15 protein-coding genes are annotated in these 19,914 nt (G+C 68.3%); 6 read left to right on the top strand and 9 right to left on the bottom strand.

Annotated elements, in window-relative coordinates:
* Positions 1-142 precede the first annotated feature (142 nt).
* The 3 genes from prpC to ACXAFN_RS12530 all read right to left on the bottom strand — a co-directional run bounded on the left by prpC (position 143) and on the right by ACXAFN_RS12530 (position 2,973).
* Complete coding sequence (prpC, locus tag ACXAFN_RS12540) at positions 143-1,270, bottom strand: bifunctional 2-methylcitrate synthase/citrate synthase (RefSeq protein ID WP_474989146.1); 1,128 nt, start codon at positions 1,268-1,270, stop codon at positions 143-145.
* Between the two features lie 67 nt (positions 1,271-1,337).
* On the bottom strand, positions 1,338-2,228 hold the full coding sequence (gene prpB, locus ACXAFN_RS12535) for a methylisocitrate lyase (protein WP_474989145.1): 891 nt from the start codon (positions 2,226-2,228) through the stop codon (positions 1,338-1,340).
* 31 nt (positions 2,229-2,259) lie between these two features.
* A complete protein-coding gene (locus tag ACXAFN_RS12530) occupies positions 2,260-2,973 on the bottom strand; it encodes a GntR family transcriptional regulator (protein ID WP_474989144.1) in 714 nt (237 codons plus the stop codon).
* 235 nt (positions 2,974-3,208) lie between these two features.
* Between ACXAFN_RS12530 and pabB the strand changes: the two genes are divergently transcribed.
* Both pabB and ACXAFN_RS12520 read left to right on the top strand, forming a co-directional pair.
* Entirely contained in the window at positions 3,209-4,564 is a 1,356-nt protein-coding gene (gene pabB / locus ACXAFN_RS12525; RefSeq protein ID WP_474989143.1) for an aminodeoxychorismate synthase component I, read from the top strand.
* Between the two features lie 188 nt (positions 4,565-4,752).
* Positions 4,753-5,373, top strand: coding sequence for a phosphoadenosine phosphosulfate reductase domain-containing protein (locus tag ACXAFN_RS12520; protein WP_474989142.1), 621 nt, complete (start codon positions 4,753-4,755; stop codon positions 5,371-5,373).
* Between the two features lie 99 nt (positions 5,374-5,472).
* On the opposite strand, the gene cysB is transcribed toward ACXAFN_RS12520, so the two are convergent.
* On the bottom strand, positions 5,473-6,444 hold the full coding sequence (gene cysB, locus ACXAFN_RS12515) for an HTH-type transcriptional regulator CysB (protein WP_474989141.1): 972 nt from the start codon (positions 6,442-6,444) through the stop codon (positions 5,473-5,475).
* Positions 6,445-6,682: 238 nt separating this feature from the next.
* Between cysB and trxA the strand changes: the two genes are divergently transcribed.
* Complete coding sequence (gene trxA / locus ACXAFN_RS12510; RefSeq protein WP_474989140.1) at positions 6,683-7,006, top strand: thioredoxin; 324 nt, start codon at positions 6,683-6,685, stop codon at positions 7,004-7,006.
* A gap of 57 nt (positions 7,007-7,063) precedes the next feature.
* On the opposite strand, the gene ACXAFN_RS12505 is transcribed toward trxA, so the two are convergent.
* Positions 7,064-8,164 carry an AI-2E family transporter gene (locus tag ACXAFN_RS12505; protein WP_474989139.1) on the bottom strand — a complete coding sequence of 367 codons (1,101 nt, stop codon included), beginning with the start codon at positions 8,162-8,164 and terminating at the stop codon, positions 7,064-7,066.
* A gap of 169 nt (positions 8,165-8,333) precedes the next feature.
* Between ACXAFN_RS12505 and ACXAFN_RS12500 the strand changes: the two genes are divergently transcribed.
* Positions 8,334-9,122 (top strand): SIMPL domain-containing protein, encoded by a 789-nt coding sequence (locus ACXAFN_RS12500; RefSeq protein WP_474989138.1) that lies wholly within the window; start codon positions 8,334-8,336, stop codon positions 9,120-9,122.
* A gap of 187 nt (positions 9,123-9,309) precedes the next feature.
* Here the strand turns inward: ACXAFN_RS12500 and serS are convergent, their stop codons facing one another.
* The gene (gene serS / locus ACXAFN_RS12495; RefSeq protein ID WP_474989137.1) at positions 9,310-10,587 is read right to left on the bottom strand and encodes a serine--tRNA ligase; all 1,278 of its coding nucleotides are present in this window, start codon (positions 10,585-10,587) and stop codon (positions 9,310-9,312) included.
* 169 nt (positions 10,588-10,756) lie between these two features.
* Here serS and ACXAFN_RS12490 point away from each other — a divergent pair, with 169 nt between their 5' ends.
* Positions 10,757-13,984, top strand: coding sequence for an FAD-binding and (Fe-S)-binding domain-containing protein (locus tag ACXAFN_RS12490; RefSeq protein WP_474989136.1), 3,228 nt, complete (start codon positions 10,757-10,759; stop codon positions 13,982-13,984).
* Between the two features lie 264 nt (positions 13,985-14,248).
* Positions 14,249-16,051 (top strand): cation:proton antiporter, encoded by a 1,803-nt coding sequence (locus ACXAFN_RS12485; RefSeq protein WP_474989135.1) that lies wholly within the window; start codon positions 14,249-14,251, stop codon positions 16,049-16,051.
* Positions 16,052-16,120: 69 nt separating this feature from the next.
* Here ACXAFN_RS12485 and eat read toward each other — a convergent pair whose 3' ends face one another.
* The 3 genes from eat to ACXAFN_RS12470 form a co-directional block, all read right to left on the bottom strand.
* Complete coding sequence (gene eat, locus ACXAFN_RS12480; RefSeq protein ID WP_474989134.1) at positions 16,121-17,536, bottom strand: ethanolamine permease; 1,416 nt, start codon at positions 17,534-17,536, stop codon at positions 16,121-16,123.
* Between the two features lie 99 nt (positions 17,537-17,635).
* Complete coding sequence (gene eutC / locus ACXAFN_RS12475) at positions 17,636-18,460, bottom strand: ethanolamine ammonia-lyase subunit EutC (RefSeq protein WP_474989133.1); 825 nt, start codon at positions 18,458-18,460, stop codon at positions 17,636-17,638.
* Entirely contained in the window at positions 18,457-19,866 is a 1,410-nt protein-coding gene (locus ACXAFN_RS12470; RefSeq protein ID WP_474989132.1) for an ethanolamine ammonia-lyase subunit EutB, read from the bottom strand. Before ACXAFN_RS12470 ends, eutC begins: the two co-directional genes overlap by 4 nt.
* Positions 19,867-19,914: the final 48 nt, after the last annotated feature.

The following is a 19,914-nucleotide window of genomic DNA, read 5'->3' as shown; positions in this document are numbered from 1 at the left end:
GAGGCTTTGCCTGAAAACTCGGCGAGCGAAGGCCAGACAAGGCAAAAATCGGCGAGAAGACGGAGTTTACGAGCTTGTAAATGAGGCCTTTGAGCCGATTTTTAACGCCGTATGGGCGAGCGCAGCCAGTTTTCAGCAAAGTCTAAGAGCGCTCTTCCAGCGGCACCCACTCGCTGTGCTCCGGGCCGGTGTAGTCGGCGCTCGGGCGGATGATGCGGTTGTTCTCGCGCTGCTCGAAGACGTGGGCGCACCAGCCGGTGACCCGCGAGCAGACGAAGATCGGGGTGAACAGCTTGGTGGGAATGCCCATGAAGTGATAGGCGCTGGCATGGAAGAAGTCGGCGTTGCAGAACAGCTTCTTCTCGCGCCACATCACCGCCTCGACGCGCTCGGAGACCGGGTAGAGCACGCTGTCGCCCACGTCTTCGGCCAGCCGCTTGGACCACTTCTTGATGATGGCGTTGCGCGGGTCGGACTCGCGGTAGATGGCGTGTCCGAAGCCCATGATCTTGTCGCGGCGGGAGAGCATGCCGAGGATCTCGCGCTCGGCCTCCTCCGGGGACTGCCAGTTCTCGATCATCGCCATGGCGGCCTCGTTGGCGCCGCCATGCAGCGGACCGCGCAGCGAGCCGATGGCACCGGTCACGCAGGAGTGCATGTCGGAGAGGGTCGAGGCACAGACCCGGGCGGTGAAGGTCGAGGCGTTGAACTCGTGCTCGGCGTAGAGGATCAGCGAGACGTTCATCACCCCGGCATGCAGCTCGGAGGCCGGCGCGCCGCGCAGCAGGTGCAGGAAGTGGCCACCCACCGAGTCGTCATCGGTCTCGGTGTCGATGCGCACGCCGTCGTGGCTGTAGCGATACCAGTAGCAGATGATCGAGGGCAGCGCCGCCAGCAGCCGGTCGGAGGCGTCCTGCTGCTGATCGAAGCTCTCCTCGGTCTCGAGGTTGCCGAGCATCGAGGCGCCGGTGCGCATCACGTCCATGGGGTGGGCGTCGGCCGGAATCTGCTCGAGCACGGTCTTCAGCGCCGGCGGCAGGCCGCGCAGGCCCTTGAGCTTGGTGACGTAGGCGTCGAGCTCGGCCCGGTTCGGCAGCTTGCCCTTGAGCAGCAGATAGGCCACCTCCTCGAAGCGCGCCTTGTCGGCCAGTTCGGCGATGTCGAAGCCGCGATAGGTCAGGCCGGCGCCGCTCTTGCCGACGGTGCACAGGGCGGTGGAACCGGCGCTCTGGCCGCGCAGGCCGGCGCCGCCGATCGGTTTGTCTGCCATGGTGTCTCTCCTTAATGCTGCGTGAGCTAGGCGTGGTGTTGTTGTTGGAAGGCGCTGCAAGACGCGCTTATGCGTCCTCGCCCTTGTCGGCAAAGAGCGCATCGAGCTTGCGCTCGAAGTCGTGATAGTTGAGGAAGTCGTAGAGCTCCTCGCGGGTCTGCATCTGGTCCACCACATCGCGCTGGTGGCCCTGGTCGTGGATGCTCTGATAGACCTTGAGCGCCGCGGCGTTCATGGCGCGGAAGGCGGACAGCGGGTAGAGCACCATGCGACAGCCGACCTCGGCGAGCTCCTGCTGGGTGAACAGCGGCGTGGCGCCGAACTCGGTGATGTTGGCGAGTATCGGTGCGTCGAGGCGCTCGCAGAAGGCGCGATAGTCGTCCAGGGTATGCACAGCCTCGGCGAAGATGGCGTCGGCGCCGGCCTCCAGGCAGGCGTTGGCGCGCTCGATGGCGGCCTCGAGCCCCTCCTTCTGGAAGGCATCGGTGCGGGCGATCAGATAGAAGTCCGGATCGAGGCGCGCATCGGCGGCGGCCTTGATGCGATCGACCATCTCCTGCTGGGAAACGATCGCCTTGTTCGGCCGATGACCGCAGCGCTTCTGGGCCACCTGGTCCTCCAGGTGAACGGCCGCCACCCCGGCGCGCTGCATCTCCTTCACCGTGCGCGCGATGTTGAAGGCGCCGCCCCAGCCGGTGTCGATGTCCACCAGCAGCGGCAGGTCGGTGGCGCCGCAGATGCGGTGGGCGTCCTCGACCACGTCGTTCATGGTGGTCATGCCCAGATCCGGCAGGCCGAAGGAGGCGTTGGCCACGCCGCCGCCGGACAGGTAGATCGCCGGATGGCCGACTCGCTCGGCCATCATCGCGGTGTAGGCATTGATGGTGCCGACGATCGGCAGCGGCCGACTGGCCTCGAGGGCGGCGCGAAAACGGGCGCCGGGCGTCGCTTGTGTCATGGGTGTCTCCGGTCTGTGGTGGCGGGGCCCGTCATGGGGACGTCGCCGGTTCCTGGTCGAGGACGGCCGCGTAGCGCTCGACGACATTCTCCCGCGAGGCGCTGACGTGACGCCGCATCAGCAGCTCGGCGAGCTCGGCGTCGCCGGCCTCGATGGCATCGACGATGCGATGGTGCTCGACGAAGGCCCGCTGAGGACGCGAACCGCTGGCGCTGAACTGGGTCCGATACAGCCGCACCAGGTAGTAGAGGTCGTCGCACAGCATGCCCATCAGCATCTTGTTGTGGCTGCCCTGGACGATGCGATAGTGGAAGTCCAGGTCGCCCTCGCGCTGGTAGTAGGCCTCGCCGCGGCTCAGATCGCTCTGCCGCTCGTGGAGCGCCAGCACCTCGCGCAAACCGGCGATCTCCTCGGCGGTCATGTGCTCGGCGGCGATCCGCGCCGCCATGCTCTCCAGGGCCTCGCGAACGTCGAACAGCTCGAGCAGTTCCTTGATCGACAGCTTCACCACCCGCGCGCCGACGTGGGGCACCCGCTCGATCAGGCGATGTGCCTCGAGGCGTCGCATCGCCTCGCGCAGCGGCCCACGCGAGATGCCGTAGGTGCGCGACAGGCCGGGCTCGGTGATCTTGCTGCCGGGCGCCAGCTCGCCGCGGACGATGGCGTCCTGCAGCTGCTGGAAGACCCGCTCCGCCAGGGTGCGGACTTCGGGGGCGTTGGCCGATGGGGTCAGGGCGTTGGTCATGTTGATTGTCGACAATTAAGTGATGTAGGCACTGTAGCCAGTGGCGTTCAAAGGGTCAATATGCCACATGATCGCATTCCTCCCCCTTTGGTTGTAAACAACCAAGCGATCGGTAGGCCAGGCATCGACGCCTTGCCGGCTGCGTTGACGAGGCGTCGTCACCCGCCGCCGCGGCGACGGGACAAAGCCCGCCATGGGGCCTAGAATGTGCCGCCTGTTGAGGGAAACGCTATCGATGACATCACCACTCGAGATCACCCCCCTGCCCTATCGGGACTCTCCCCTGGCACCCTTCGCCGCCCTGCGCCATCGTCCGGGCGCCGTGCTGCTGGACAGCGGCAAGCCGGCCGCCCCGGGCGGCCGCTACGATATCCTCTCCTGCGATCCATTGAGCATGCTGGAGGTCGATGCCGCGGGTCGCTGTCACGGCGATGATGCCCTGCCCGACGACCTCCCTCCCTTCGCCGCGCAGCAGGCGCTGCTCGAACGCCTGCCGCGCGACGTGCCCGACAGCGACCTGCCCTTCCTCGGCGGGCTGCTCGGCTACTGGAGCTACGACCTCGGCCACTGCCTGGAGCCGATTCCCGGCCGGGCGCGGCCCGCGGCCGGCCTGCCGGCGGCCAGGGTCGGCCTCTACGACTGGGCGCTGATCCTGGATCATGAGCGCCAGGAGGCCTGGCTGGTGGCCAGCCCGGAGCGTCGCGTCCAGGTGCTGGGCTGGCTGGGCGAAGCGGTCGACGTCGAGGAAACCGCCTTCCGACTGCGGGGCGAGTTCGCGGCGGAGATGAGCCGCGACGCCTACCTGGCGCGTTTCGACGCCGTGCAGCGCTACATCCGCGCCGGCGACTGCTACCAGATCAACCTGGCCCAGCGCTTCAGCGCGCCCTATGAAGGCGACCTGTGGACGGCCTACCGCCGCCTGCGCCGCGCCACCCCCACGCCCTTCTCGGGGTTTTTGGCCTGGGGGGACCAGGCCATCCTGTCGATGTCGCCGGAGCGCTTCCTGCACTGCGCCGAGGGCCGAGTCGAGACCCGGCCGATCAAGGGCACCCGGCCCCGCGGTGCCACGCCGGAAGAGGACCGTCGGCTGGCCGAGGCACTCACGTCGAGCGTCAAGGACCGCGCCGAGAACGTGATGATCGTCGATCTGCTGCGCAACGACCTCGGCCGAGTGTGTCGCCCCGGCACGGTGCGTGTGCCACAGCTGTGCGGCCTGGAAAGCTACGCCAACGTCCATCATCTGGTCAGCGTGGTGACCGGCGAGCTGGCCGAGCAGCACTCGCCGCTGGCGCTGCTGGCCGCCGCCTTCCCCGGCGGCTCGATCACCGGCGCGCCCAAGGTGCGCGCCATGCAGATCATCGACGAGCTGGAGCCCTCGGCGCGCAGCGCCTACTGCGGCAGCCTGGGCTACGTCGACGTGCGCGGGCACATGGATACCTCCATCGCCATCCGCACCGCGGTGGCCGACCGCGGCCGGCTGCACCTGTGGGGCGGCGGCGGCCTGGTGGCGGACTCCGAGGGCGAGGCGGAGTACACCGAGACCCTGGACAAGATCCGCCATCTGATGGCGGCCCTGGGTGACCCGGCATGACGCCTGGCACCGGCGGAACGGCACCGGTGGAACAATGGGCGCGGACACACCGGCATTAAGCCGACAAGGAATAACGGAAGGACACCGTTAATCCTTAGCGGCATAAATATCCAATCAATCGGTATTGGGGCCGCCCACTCGGGCTCTGCTAGTGTAGCGCCACCGAGACACCTTTCTGGGAGGCGCTCATGGAGCCGCAACTCGACGTCATCAATCGCGACCTGGGCCAGGATCCCGAGGCCCTGGTGCGCTGGGCCCTGGAGCAGGGCGCCCGGCCGATCGTGACCACCAACTTCCGTCCCTTCGAGGCGGTGATCCTGCACATGGTCAGTCAGGTGCGCCCGGACATCCCGGTGGTGTGGATGGATCATGGCTACAACACCGAGGCCACCTACCGCTTCGCCGACGCGGTGGTGAAACAGCTCGGCCTCAACCTGATCAGCTATATCCCGCGCCGCACCCGGGCCCACCGCGAGGCCGTCGAGGGCTCCATGCCGGGCATCGACGACCCGCGCCACGCGGCCTTCACCGAAGAGGTCAAGCTCGAGCCCTTCAATCGCGCCCTTGGCGAGATGGCCCCGGACGTCTGGTTCACCGCGCTGCGCGCCGAGGACACCCCGGAACGGGCCAGGATGTCCCCGGTCAGTCGCAACGCCGACGGCCTGCTGAAGGTCGCCCCGCTGCTGCACTGGAGCGCCCGCGACATGTACCAGTATCTGCAGGCCCACGACCTGCCCAACGAGTTCGACTACTTCGACCCGACCAAGGTGGAAGAGAAGCGCGAGTGCGGCCTGCACCTGCAGCACTGAGTCGGTAGCGGTCGACCGCGATCGCCCACGCCGGCGCCCGTCCCTGCGGACGAGCGCCGGCGTTCTTGCGTGGGGCCGGGGCAGTTCGGCCCTGGGGAATCAGCGCACCGGCAGCTCGATCGCGTCGAACAGCGCCTGCTCGTGCCGGGGCCCGGCGGCCAGGGCGGCATCCACCAGGTCGCGCGCCAGGTGGTCGGCGAAGCCCTGCAGGAAGTCGTACATGAAGCTGCGCATGAAGGTGCCGCGGCGAATGGCGATCTTGGTGGTAGAGCTCTCGAACAGGTGGCCCGCATCGAGTGCCACCAGGTCGGTATCCAGTTCCGGGTCCACCGCCATGTGGGCGACGATGCCCACCCCCATGCCGAGGCGCACATAGGTCTTGATCACGTCGGCATCGGCGGCGGTCAGCACCACGTTGGGGGTGAGCCCCTTGCCGCGGAAGGCGTCATCGAGCTGCGAGCGGCCGGTGAAGCCGAACACGTAGGTCACCAGCGGATACTCGGCCAGGGCCTCCAGCGTCAACGACTCGAGCTCGGCCAGGGGGTGCCCCTGGGGCACCAGCACGCAGCGATTCCAGCGGTAACAGGGCAGCAGCACCAGGTCGTTGAACAGCTCCAGCGACTCGGTGCAGATCGCGAAGTCCGCCTGGCCCTCGCTGACCATCTGGGCGATCTGCTTGGGCGTGCCCTGCTGCATGTGCAGGGCCACATCGGGATACTTGCGGGTGAACTCGCGAATCACCGGCGGCAGCGCATAGCGCGCCTGGGTATGGGTCGTGGCGATGGACAGGTTGCCGCGGCGTTCGTCGCTGTGCTCCTGGGCGACGTGCTTGATATTCTCGGTGAGGCGCAGCACCTGGCCGGCGAGATCGATGATCGCCTGGCCGGCCGGGGTCACTCGGGTCAGGTGCTTGCCGCTGCGGGCGAAGATCTCCACCCCCAACTCATCCTCGAGCAGACGGATCTGCTTGGAGATACCCGGCTGGGAAGTGTAGAGGCTCTGGGCGGTGGCCGAGACATTGAGGTTGTGTCGCGAGACTTCCCAGATGTACCTCAACTGCTGGAGCTTCATGGACGCCCCTCCCTGCCGGCTGCCATGCTGTCAAAAGACCATAGTGAAATAAGAATATCATCCATAATTACTTTATAGCATAGCAAGTCGGGCGACACACTCCCCCGTGAGAGGCGGCATTTCCCGGTACGGGATTTGCCAGCATCCTGGCCGACCGCTACCATCGAGCGATCGAGCCTGCCTGACGGCATGCCAGACCATCCGCACATGATGCGCAACGTAGTCACTGGAGAATCACATGGCCAACAACGTCGATGTCACCAATGCCAACTTCGAGCAGGAAGTCCTCAACGCCGATACGCCGGTGCTGCTGAAGTTCTGGGCCCCCTGGTGCGGCCCCTGCAAGGTCATGGCACCGGTGGTCGACGAGGTCGCCGAGGAACGCGAAGGCAACCTCAAGATCGTCAGCATCAACGTGGATGACGCCCCGGAAATCGCCGCCGAGCAGGGCGTGCGCGGCGTTCCCACCGTGATGCTGTTCAAGTCCGGCACCAAGGTTGCCTCCCTGGTCGGCGCCCAGTCCAAGTCCCAGCTGACGCAGTTCATCGATCAGAACGCCTGATCGACGCGCACCGATCCCGCGACGCCCCGGCCTGGCCGGGGCGTCGTCGTTACGGGGTCAGTCGGCCTTCTCCTCGCGGCGCGCCGAGGGCGGCCGATCGGCGGTCTCGATGGGCGCGGTGCCCGGTCCCAGCAGATGAGCGATCCAGCGCGTCTGCGGATGGCTGTCCAGGGCGATCTTCAAGGTCATGGTCAGCACCACCGACAACAGCATGCCCACCACGCCGAATATCCAGCCCCACACCACCAGCGACAGGAAGGCAACGAAGGTGGAGAGCCCCAGCGCCCGGCCCATGACCCGCGGCTCGACGAGGTTGCCGAGCACGAAGTTCACCCCCAGGTAGGCCCCGCTGAGCACCACGGCCTTGAACAGCCCGCCCTCCGGCGACACCAGCAGCAGCATCACCGGCGGCACCGCGGCGATGGCGGAGCCGATGTTGGGGATATAGTTGAGGGCGAAGGCCAGCACCGCCCACAGCAGCGGAAACTCGACGCCGACGAGCTTGCAGGCCAGCCAGATCAGCGCCCCGGTGGCCAGGCTGATCACCGTCTTCACCGCCAGGTAGCGCTTCAGCGTCAGGCTGAACTCGCTGAAGCGGCGCAGGCTGGGCGCCGGATTGACCAGCGCTCGGGAAATCTTGTCGCGGAAGTTCAGCGTCTCGAACAGCAGGAACATCACCAGCAGCGCCACCATCACGCTCTGCATCATCAGGTTGCCGACCTGGCCGATCAATGCCGGTATCCAGCCGCCGAACTGCTCGGCGTCGAGCAGTTCGGCCAGGCGGTCGGTATCGATGGCGAGCCCCAGGCTGGCAAGGCCGTCGAGCAGGCCCAGGTAGTACTGATAGAGCTTCTCCTCGATGCCCGGCAGGGCATCGACGAAGGTGCCGAAGCTGTTGACCAGCAGCACACCCAGCAGCGACAGCAGCCCACCGATCACCACCAGGGTCAGCCACACCGACAACCGCAGGCCGACCCCCAGGCGATGCAGCCAGTGCACCGGCGCGGTACAGACCACGGCGATGAACAGCGACAGCAGCAACGGCACCAGCAGGCTGGAGCCGACCCGCATCCCGGCGATGATCACCACCAGGGCGGCCAGCGCCAGCGTCAGGTTAAGGGGGATGCTGCTCTGGGTGTCGTCTTCGGGTCGCGCCATGCCGCCCACTCCGCCGATGCAAGGACCGTCATCATGAAGCCTGGCGGCCTCGGGTACAACGCGCCAGGCACCGGCTCACCATGCAAGCTTCGTGCAATCGGCCACGACAGGGAACCTTGCACGCCGGGCCGGTTCCAAGCGGCGTATCCATCGCGAAAAGGAAAGCGCCATGCCCCTCGCTCGACTCCGCCCCCGGCTACCCGGCAGCCTGTTCGCCCTGCTGCTCGCCGGCCTGCCCCTGGCGGCCGCCGCCGAGACCTCTCCCCCGCCCCACCGCCTGGACGTCCAGGCCCACGCCGAGCTCGAGGTAGTGCCGGACCAGGCCACGCTCAGCGCACGGCTGTGGGAGCTCACTCCCGCCATCGCCCAGCGCGACGTCAGCGGCGGCGATGCCGAGGCCCTGGCCGAGGCCCGAGGCCGCCTAGAGGAGCGTGCCGCCAGCCTGATCCAGGCCATGGAGTCGGCCGGCCTGGAACGCGACGCCATCCGAGCCGGTTCCCTGCGCGTCCAGCCCGAGGTCCTTCACGAGCGGAGCAAGGACGACGAGCCGACGCCGCTGGTGCGGACCCGCCTCGAGCGCCCCTTCGAGGTCGAGCTCAATGATCTCGACCGCCTGCCGACGATCCTGGATGCCCTGACCGAGGCCGGCGTCGACGCCCTGGACGGCGTCACCTACGACCTGGCCGACCGCGACGCGGCCAGCGACGAGGCCCTGAATCGGGCCCTCGAGCGCGCGAAACACAAGGCAGAGCTGATGGCCGAGAGCCTGAACGTCGAACTGGGTGACGTGCTGTCGGTCAGCGAGAACCAGGCGCCGGTGTTCCAGCCGCGGATGATGGCCATGAGCGCCGACGCCAGGGAAAGCGGCGGCGCCACCGAGTACCGCCCCGGCACCCTCTCCATCGACGCCGCGGTCAGCGTCGGCTGGGAGATCGAGGCGCTGAAGAGTGAAGAGTGAAGAGTGAAGAGTGAAGAGTGAAGAGTGAAGAGTGAAGAGTGAAGAGTGAAGAGTGAAGAGTGAAGAGTGAGCCAGTGTTTCATCGGCTCACAAAGACACAACCCCCGCTTGAACGGGGGTTGTGTCGTTTCTTCCCTCTTCCAGGCGCGTTGCGCCGCTCTTACAGCTTACTTCTACCGTTAACGCCTCAAGCGTTAACGGTGTCGACCCCGCCCATATAGGGGCGCAGTGCCTCGGGCACGGTGATCGAGCCGTCGGCGTTCTGGTGGTTCTCCATCACCGCGATCAGGCAGCGGCCCACGGCCAGGCCGGAGCCGTTGAGGGTGTGCAGCAGCCGCGGCTTCTTCTCGTCGGGATGGCGGAAGCGCGCCTGCATGCGGCGGGCCTGGAAGTCCTCGCAGTTGGAGATCGAGGAGATCTCCCGGTAGGTCTCCTGGCTCGGCAGCCAGACCTCCAGGTCGTAGGTCTTGGCGGCACCGAAGCCCATGTCGCCGGTGCACAGGGTCACCACGCGGTACGGCAGGTCGAGCGCCTGGAGGATCGCCTCGGCGTGGCCGCGCATCTCCTCAAGGGTGTCATAGCTGGTGGCCGGATCGACCAGCTGCACCATCTCGACCTTGTCGAACTGGTGCTGGCGGATCATGCCGCGGGTGTCGCGCCCGTGGGAGCCGGCCTCGCTGCGGAAGCACGGCGTATGCGCGGTGAGCCGCATCGGCAGTTGCCTGTGCTCGAGGATCTCGCCGCGGGCGAAGTTGGTCAGCGGCACCTCGGCGGTGGGGATCAGGCGATAGCCGCGCTCGTCCTCCAGGCGGAACAGGTCCTCGCCGAACTTGGGCAATTGCCCGGTCCCGTACAGCGAGTCGTCGTTGACCATGTAGGGGACATAGCACTCCTCGTAGCCGTGCTCGAGGGTCTGCTTGTCGAGCATGAACTGGGTCAGCGCACGGTGCAGCCGGGCAATGGTGCCGCGCATCACCGCGAAGCGGGCGCCGGTCAGCTTGGCGGCCAGGTCGAAGTCGAGCTGGCCGGTACGGCCCCCCAGATCGACGTGGTCGCGGACGTCGAAGTCGAAGGTACGCGGCGCGCCCCAGCGATGCAGCTCGACGTTGTCGTCCTCGCTCTCGCCCTGGGGCACGCTCTCGTGGGGCAGGTTCGGCAGGCCGCCGATCTGCTCGTCCCACTCGGCCTGTACCTCGGCGAGCCGCGCCTTGGCGACGTCCAGGCGCTCGCCCAGGTCGCTGACCTCATCCAGCAGCGGCTGGATGTCCTCGCCGGCGGCCTTGGCCTGGCCGATCGACTTGGACCGGGTGTTGCGCTCGTTCTGCAGGCGCTCGGTCTCGGCCTGAAGCTCGCGGCGCCGGGATTCGAGCTCGGCGAGCCGTGCGGTGTCGAGGGCGAAGCCCCGGGTGGCCAGTCGTTGGGCGACCGTCTCGAGGTCGCCGCGCAGCAGTTTGGGATCGAGCATGGAATCCGGTCCGTCGCAGTCGGTGAAATCAACAAACGCAAGGCGGCCATTGTAGGCAAAAGCCCGCCCCGGCGCCACGCGCCAGGATGCGTGGCGCGGCCTGTCACGGTACAGTAGGACTTCCTTCTCCCCCTGCCCCACGCGGCAGCGACAGCGACCGAAAAACGACATGATCGCCAGACTGGACACCGAGCGCCTCGGCGCTTCCGACCGCGCCGACGCCCCCTACCTGCACTTCCTCGAGGCCCTGCAAGACTCGGGCTTCGAGGGCGAGATCGCCCCGGACTACGCCAACCGCACGGTGCTGGCCACCGACAACTCGATCTACCAGCGCCTGCCCCAGGCGGTGCTCTATCCCAGCAACGCCGACGACCTGGAGCGCATCGCCCGGCTCGCCGCCCGCGACGACTTCCGCCGCGTGGCGCTGGCCCCCCGCGGCGGCGGCACCGGCACCAACGGCCAGTCGCTGACCGACGGCCTGGTGGTCGATGTCTCCAAGCACATGACCGCCATCCTCGACATCGACGTCGAGGCCCGCCGGGTGCGCGTCCAGGCCGGCGTGGTCAAGGACCAGCTCAACGCCGCGCTCAAGCCCCACGGGCTGTTCTTCGCCCCGGAGCTCTCCACCTCCAACCGCGCCACCCTCGGCGGCATGATCGCCACCGACGCCAGCGGCCAGGGCAGCTGCGAGTACGGCAAGACTCGCGACCACGTGCTCGAACTCGACAGCGTGCTGCTCGGCGGCGAGCGGCTCACGACCCGCCCGGTCGACGACGACGAGCTCGAGGCGCTGTGCCGGCGCGACGACGCCGTGGGCCGGGTGCACCGCATGGCCCGCGAGATCATCGACACCGAGCGCGAGCGCATTCGCGACACCTTCCCGCCGCTCAACCGCTGCCTGACCGGCTACGATCTCGCCCACTTGAGAACGGCGGAAGGCAAGTTCGATCTCAACAGCGTGCTGTGCGGCGCCGAGGGCTCGCTGGCCTTCACCAGCGAGGCGGTGCTCAACGTGCTGCCGATCCCCAAGCACTCGACCCTGGTCAACGTGCGCTACGCCGGCTTCATGGACGCCCTGCGCGACGCCAAGGCGCTCATGGCCAGCAGCGCCTCTCCAACGTCTATCGAGACCGTGGACGACAAGGTGCTGGGCCTGGCCCAGCAGGACTTCGTGTGGGACAGCGTCGGCGAGTTCTTTCCTGACACCGGCGACACGCCGACCCACGGCATCAACCTGGTCGAATTCAACGACGACGACCCCGAGCGTCTGGCCGAGCGGGTCGCGGCCTTCTGCGAACATCTCGGAAAGGACGACAGCGTCACCCGGCTGGGCTACACCCAGGCCGTGGGCCGCGCGGCGATCACCCGGGTCTACGGCATGCGCAAGCGCGCCGTGGGCCTGCTCGGCAACGTCCAGGGCGAGCAGCGCCCGCTGCCCTTCGTCGAGGACACCGCGGTACCGCCGGAGCAGCTGGCCGACTACATCGCCGAATTCCGCGCCCTGCTCGACGCCCGCGGCCTGGCCTACGGCATGTTCGGCCACGTCGACGCCGGGGTGCTGCACGTGCGCCCGGCGCTGGACATGAAGGACCCGGCCCAGGAGGCGATGATCCGCGAGATCTCCGACGAGGTCGCCGCGCTGACCCGGAAGTACGGCGGTCTGCTGTGGGGCGAGCACGGCAAGGGCGTGCGCTCGGAGTACGCCCCGGCCTTCTTCGGCCCGCTCTACCCCAGTCTGCAGCGGCTCAAGGGCGCCTTCGACCCGCATAACCAGTTGAATCCGGGCAAGATCGCCACGCCTTTCTCTTCATTTCCCCCGCCCGAAGACGCGTCGCTTTCCATCCCGCCCGAAGACGCGGGTAGGGCTACTATCCCGCCCGAAGACGAGAGCGAGACATCCGACGCCGAACACGACGACGAGCAGGCCGTGAAGTGGGTCGATCCGGGGCTGCTGGCCATCGACGGGGTGCCGACCCGCGGCCAGCTCGATCGCCGGATCGACGAGCGGGTCTGGCAGGCCCACGGCGATGCCGTCTACTGCAACGGCAACGGCGCCTGCTACAACTACGATCCCGACGACGCCATGTGCCCGTCGTGGAAGGCCACCCGCCAGCGCATCCACTCGCCCAAGGGCCGCGCCAGCCTGATGCGCGAGTGGCTGCGCCTGCAGGGCGAGGCCGGCGTCGACGTGCTCGAGGCCTCGCGCGACGCCCGACGCGGTGGCGCCTGGGGCGCGCTCAAGGCCTTCCCCGGCAAGCTCAGGAACACCCTGGCCAAGCGCCGCGGCGAGGACGACTTCTCCCATGAGGTCTATGACGCCATGGCGGGATGTCTGGCCTGCAAGTCCTGCGCCGGCCAATGCCCGGTGAAGGTCAACGTGCCGACCTTCCGCTCCCAGTTCCTCGAGGTCTACCACGGCCGCTACCTGCGTCCGCCCCGCGACTACCTGATCGGCGGGCTGGAGTTCATGGTGCCGACGCTCGCCCGCGTCGCGCCGCTCTACAATGCCGCCCTGGACAATCGCTGGATCGGCCGCCTGCTGGCCGGCCCCGTGGGCATGGTCGACAGCCCCCGGCTGTCCCGGGCGCGCCTCGACAAGCAGCTCCGGGCCTGGGGCGTGGCCGAGGCCACGCCGACCTCGCTTGGCCGACTCACCGAGGCCCAACGCGCCAACAGCGTGGTGCTGGTGCAGGACGCCTTCACCAGCCACTTCGAGTCCCGGCTGGTGATGGACGTGGTCGAGCTGCTCGAGCGCCTCGACATACGCGTCTTCGTCGCGCCCTTCGCCCCCAACGGCAAGCCGCTGCACGTGCAGGGCTTCCTCGGCGCCTTCACGCGCACCGCCGAGAAGCAGGCCGAGCGCCTGCGGACGCTGGCCGAGGCCGGCGTGCCGCTGGTCGGCATCGACCCGGCGATGACCCTGACCTACCGCCAGGAGTACGTGAAGGCGCTGGGCGCCGAGGCCGTGCCCGAGGTGCAGCTGCTGCCGGAATGGCTGAGTGAGCGGCTGGCCGAACGCGCGCCCGAGCTGGCACCGGAAGGCGCCCGTCTCGACGATCCCGGCTACAAGCTGCTCGCCCACTGCACCGAGAAGACCGGCGCCCCGGGCACGCCCAAGGCCTGGCAGCGGCTGTTCGCCGCCTTCGGCCTGGAGCTCGAGGTGCTGGCCAGCGGCTGCTGCGGCATGTCCGGCACCTACGGCCACGAGGCGCGCAACCTCGCGACCTCGAAGACCATCTACGCTCAGTCCTGGCAACCCAAGGTCGAGGATCCGGCCAACGCCGGCCGGCTGCTGGCCAGCGGCTACTCCTGCCGCAGCCAGGCCAGGCGGCTCTCGGACGCCAGCCTGCCGCACCCGCTGCAGGGCCTGCTGGCGGCGCTCCAGCGGGCCGGCTGAGACACACCCCGCCCCAGGGCCAGGCCGATCGTCATCGGCCTGGCCCTGGGGCATCCGCCGGCGATACACCGACCCGCCGGGGTCATGCCGGCGCCTCTTTTCCCGCCCCTTCCGGCCGATCCTCGGCACCGGGACCTCGCCGCCACGGCGGCACCGCTGTCGCCGAGGCGACATCAATTCCTTTCATCGCGGCAATGGATTGCATGTCGCGCCGGGCGACGCTAGGCTGCGCGCCCTTTACCCCCAGATGGAGCGCGAACGACCATGGAGCACGCCGGCTTCGACCTGGCGATGATCGGCCTGATGGCGCTGATCTGCCAATGGATCGCCTGGCAGCTGAAGCTGCCGGCGATCCTCATGCTGCTGGTGGCCGGCATCGCCGCAGGCCCGGTCACCGGCCTGCTCGACCCCGACGCCCTGCTCGGCGATCTGCTGTTCCCGCTGGTCTCGCTGGCGGTGGCGGTGATCCTGTTCGAGGGCAGCCTGACCCTGAGCTTCCGCGAGCTTGGCGGTCACGGCCGCACGGTACGCCGCCTGGTGACCTGGGGAGCGCTGATCACCGGCGTCACCGCGACCCTGGCGGCGCGCCTGTTGCTGGACCTGTCCTGGGAGATGGCCAGCGTGCTGGGCGCCCTGCTGGTGGTCACCGGCCCCACGGTGATCCTGCCGATGCTGCAGACCCTGAGGGCCCGGGACCACCTGACTCAGATCCTGCGCTGGGAAGGCATCCTGATCGACCCCATGGGCGCCATCGGCGCGGTGCTGGTCTACGAGTTCGTGGCCCTGGGATCGGGCAGCGAGGCGGCCACCCAGACGCTGATGCTGTTCGCCAAGACGGCGCTGATCGGCTTCGGCCTGGGCAGCGCCGGCGGCTATTGCTGGGGGCTGGTGCTGCGCCGTCACTGGCTGCCCCGCCAACTGCACAGCTTCGGCACCCTGATGCTGATGCTGACGCTGTTCACGGCTTCCAACCTGCTGTTCCACGAGTCGGGGCTGCTCACGGTGACGGTCATGGGGGTGTGGATGGCCAACATGCGCGGCGTGCCGACCCGGCCCATCATCGAGTTCAAGGAGACCCTCTCGGTCCTGCTGATCTCGGGGCTGTTCCTGCTGCTCGCCGCACGGCTCACCGTGGAGCAGCTGGCCCTGCTGGGCTGGCCGGCCTGGGCCTTTTTGATCGTGCTGGTGGGGGTCGCGCGGCCGCTGTCGGTATGGCTGTGCACCCTGGGCAGCGGCCTGGAGTGGCGCGAGAAGGCGCTGCTGGCCTTCATCTCGCCGCGCGGCATCGTCGCCGCCGCGGTGGCCTCGCTGTTCGCCCTGCGCCTGGAGGATGCCGGCCTGCCCGGCGCCGAACTCCTGGTGCCGGTCACCTTCCTGGTGATCATCAGCACCGTGGTCAGCCAGAGCCTGCTGTCGCGGCCGCTGGCCCGCTGGCTGGGCGTGCAGCGCCCCTCCCCCGACGGCGTGCTGATCATCGGCGCCAACCCCGTGGCCCGACAGCTGGGCAGCGCACTGCGCGACGCCGGCGTCAGCGTGGTGCTGGCCGACAGCAGCTGGGATGCGATCCAGCTGGCCAAGGAGCAGGGGCTCACCACCTACTACGGCGACCCGCTCTCCGAGCACGCCGCCCAGCACCTGGAACTCAGCGGCATCGGCTACCTGCTGCCGCTCTCTCCCTACCGGGAACTCAACGACCTGGCGGCGCTGCACTTCGAGCACCTGCTCGGCCGCGACCGGGTGTTCCGCCTGGCGGTCGATGAGGGTCGCCGCGGCAATCGTCCCCACGGCCAGGCCCTGGATCACCTGCCGATGCTGTTCGGCCGCGACGTGACCTACGCCCGGCTGTCGCGGCTGGTGGCGGAAGGCGGCGAGGTGCGTCGCCGGCGCTTCGACGACAAGACCCGCCTGGAGACCCTGCGCCAGGCCCACGGCGGGCGCTGGCTGCCCTTGCTGTGCATCGGTCCGTCCGGACGGGTGCGCCTGGCCACCGCCGAGAGCGGGCTGTCTCCCAAGCGCGGCGACACCCTGGTCAGCCTGGTGTTCGCGGATTCGCCGCAGGCCGCCTAGCCCCGTTCCAGGGGCATCATCCCGTGCAGAAGGGCCGCCCCATGGCGGTCCTTCTGCTTCGCCAGTCGCTCAATTGGCCACCGACACCTCGAGACCGCTCTCGGCGTCCGCCACCAGGGCGAATTCCTCGTCGGCGGTCTTCGCCACCAGAGTGTTCTTGCTGTACAGGAAATAATAGAGCGCACCGATCACGAACAGCCCCAGGGTGTAGCTGAAGGCCCGCGGATCGAAGGCATACACGCCGGACAGCGCCACCAGCGACAATACCAGTGCCAGGCCGGAGGTCAGGATGCCGCCGGGCGTCCTGTAGGGACGCACCAGCTCCGGACGCTTGAGTCGCAGCAGGATATGGCTCAGCGACATCAGCGCATAGGAGATGGTCGCTCCTACCACGGCCATGCCCAGAATCAAGTCACCCTCGCCGCTCAGCGATGCCAGGAAACCGAACCCCCCCGGCACCACCAGCGCCCAGGTCGGCGCCTTGCGACGGCTGGTCAGCGATAGCATCTTCGGCAGATAGCCAGCCCGGGACAGGGCGAACACCAAACGGCTGTAGCCATAGATGATCGAGAAGAAGGAGGCCACCAGGCCGGCCAGCCCCAGCACGTTGACCAGCGTCGCCAGGGTCGGATGGTCGGCGACCTTCAGCGCATCGACCAGCGGCACGCCGCTTGCCCCGATGGCATCAGCCCCGGCCGCCCCCGCCAGCAACACCACCACCAGCACCGCCGTGACCAGCAGGAACAGCATGGCCCCGATGATGCCCCGCGGCACGTCGCGCGCCGGGTTCGTGGCTTCCTCCGCCGCCAGCGGCACCCCCTCGACGGCCAGGAACAGCCACATGCCGAAGGGCAGCGCGGCCCAGACCCCGGCCCAGCCGAAGGGCAGGAAAGCACTGGCGCCGGCGGCATCGGTGGGCGCGATGTCGAACAGCCGGCTCGCATCGAAGGCGCCGAACAGCGCCAGGGCGGTCGCCAGGATGGCAAACACCGCCAGGCCGCTGATCACCATCATCACCTTGAGCGCCTCGCCGGCGCCGGACAGGTGGATGCCGATGAACACCGCGTAGAACAGCGCATAGACCATGGGGCCGTTGATCCCCAGCAGCGCCTCCACCGCGGCGCCGATGAAGATCACGATGGCGGCCGGCGCCAGGGCGTATTCGATCAGCACCGCCAGGCCGGTCAGGTAGCCACCGGCCGGCCCCATGGCCTGGCGGGCGAAGCTGTAGCCGCCCCCCGCGGCGGGAATCGCCGCCGACATCTCGGCCAGCGACAGCACCAGGGCGAAGTACATCAGCCCCATCAGCCCGGCGGCGATCACGAAGCCGCCCCAACCCGCCTCGGCGATGCCGAAGTTCCAGCCGGCGAAGTCGCCGGAGATCACGTAGGACACGCCGAGGCCGGCCAGCAGCAGCCAGCCGGCACTGCCCTTCTTCAGCTGTCGCTTGGCCAGATAATCCTGGTCCAGGGTCACATCGTTCATCGGGTCACCTTTGCACTGTTGTTATGAGGTCGCGATGGAGATGGCGGGCGCGATACCCGCCGGTTGGGGAGTCGTGTCCCTGGGCCCGCCGCCGGGCCCTCAGGAGGTCAGGAAGTTCTGGACGCCGCCCGAGGACGAGATCACGTCGTCCTCGGTGCGATCCTTGAGATTCACCCCGGACAGGCCCTTGCTCCGGGCCTCTCGCAGCAGGTACATCAGCCGCCGGCTGGCCTCGTCGAAGACGAAGCCCGACGGGCGCACATTGGAGATGCAGTTGCGGGCGGCATCGTTCAGCCCGACCCGCGGCCCCCAGGTCAAGTAGAGGCCGAGGCTGTCCGGCGAGCTGAGCCCCGGGCGCTCGCCGATCAGCACCAGTACGGCCCGGGCGTTGAGGCATTCGCCGATCTCGTCGCCGATCGCCACCCGACCCTGCTCGACCACCGTCAGTGGCGCCAGCGACCAGTCCTGATCGTCCTCGGCCAGTTCCCGGGCCAACGCCTCGAGGAAGGGCGGGGCGTTCTGCTGCACCGCCAGCGAAGAGAGCCCATCGACCACCGCGATGGCCAGGTCGGAGGCCGGACAAGGTGCTTCGTCCGGCGGTGCCAGCCGTTCCCGCGAGGCCTCGTCGAGGCGGCGCCCCCAGTCGGGACGCCGCAGGTAGGTGGCACGATCGTCGGCCTGGCTGTGCAGGCGATGGATCGGGTGACCGGTCTCCAGGCCATCGAGGTCGCGACACAGCGCCTCGACGTCCAGCGGCAGGTGCACGGCATCCTGAGCCCGGGCATGGGCGAGCTGGAACTCCAGCGAAGCCCCGGTGGGCAGGCTGGTGCCGGCCCGCCCAAGCCCGATGCGCGCATCGGTGAACTCGCGCAGCCGGTGCCAGGGATTGGTCGTCACACCCGGCGTCGGCGTTGTCTCGCTCATGGGGTGCCTCCCTCGGGCAAGCGGTCCAGCGGGCGGGCGAAGGCATCCGGCAGCCGGCCGCTGGGACGATGGCGAGCCACGTCCTCGAAGATCGACATCTCGTCGAGCCAGCGCTCGAACTCGGGGGCTGGCGCCAGATCGAGCACGCGGCGCGCATAGAGGGCGTCGTGGAAGGAGGTGGTCTGGTAGTTGAGCATGATGTCGTCGGAGCCGGGGATGCCCATGATGAAGGTGCAGCCCGCCGTCCCCAAGAGGGTCAGCAGGTTGTCCATGTCGTTCTGGTCGGCATCGGCGTGATTGGTGTAGCAGATGTCGCAGCCCATGGGCACGCCGAGCAGCTTGGCGCAGAAGTGATCCTCGAGACCGGCGCGGATGATCTGCTTGCCGTCGAACAGGTACTCGGGGCCGATGAAGCCGACCACGGTATTGACCAGCAGCGGCTCGAAGTGCCGGGCCACGGCATAGGCGCGCGCCTCGCAGGTCTGCTGGTCGAGGCCATGATGCGCGTTGGCGGACAGCGCGCTGCCCTGCCCCGTCTCGAAGTACATGACGTTGTCACCCACGGTGCCACGCTTGAGGCCCTGGGCCGCCTCCCGGGCCTCCCCGAGGACGGCCAGGTCGAAGCCGAAGCTCTCGTTGGTGGCCTGGGTGCCGCCGATGGACTGGAACACCAGGTCCACCGGGGCCCCCTGCTCGATCGCCTCCAGGGTGTTGGTGACGTGGGTCAGCACACAGGACTGGGTAGGAATCTCGTACTTCTGAATCACCTCATCCATCAGCGTCATCAGCTTGACGCTCTGGGCGACATTGTCGGTGGCCGGGTTGATGCCGATCACCGCGTCGCCGTTGCCATACAGCAGCCCGTCGAGAAGGCTGGCGGCGATCCCGGTGGCATCGTCGGTGGGATGGTTGGGCTGCAGCCGGGTGGAGAGGCGTCCCGGCAGGCCGATGGTATTGCGAAAGGCGGTGGTCACCCGGCACTTGCGCGCCACCAGGATAAGGTCCTGATTGCGCATGATCTTGCTGACCGCCGCGGCCATCTCCGGGGTGATGCCGGCACGCACGCGGGCGATCATGTCCGGGGTGGCGAGGTCGCTGAGCAGCCAGTTGCGAAAGTCACCGACGGTCAGGTGGCTCAGGGGCGCGAAGGCCGCGGCGTCATGGGTATCGATGATCAGGCGGGTGATTTCATCCTCGCCGTACGGCACCAGATGGTCTTCGAGGAAGGTCGAGAGCGGCAGCTCTGCCAGCGCCATCTGGGCCACCACCCGCTCCTCGGCGGAACCGGCGATGACGCCGGCCAGCTGGTCCCCGGAACGAGCCGGCGTGGCCTTGGCCATCAGCTCGGCGAGGCTCGCGAAGTGATAGCGCCGGTGTCCCAGCGTATGGTGATAGGCTTTGGCCATCGTCGTCTCCTGGTCGAGCGTTCGGACGGCTGTGAGGCCCCGGAACGG

This window comes from Halomonas sp. ABH4_019 (assembly GCF_056159885.1).
Note: the sequence above shows the minus strand (reverse complement) of the source record. Positions and strands in the feature narration are given on the sequence as shown.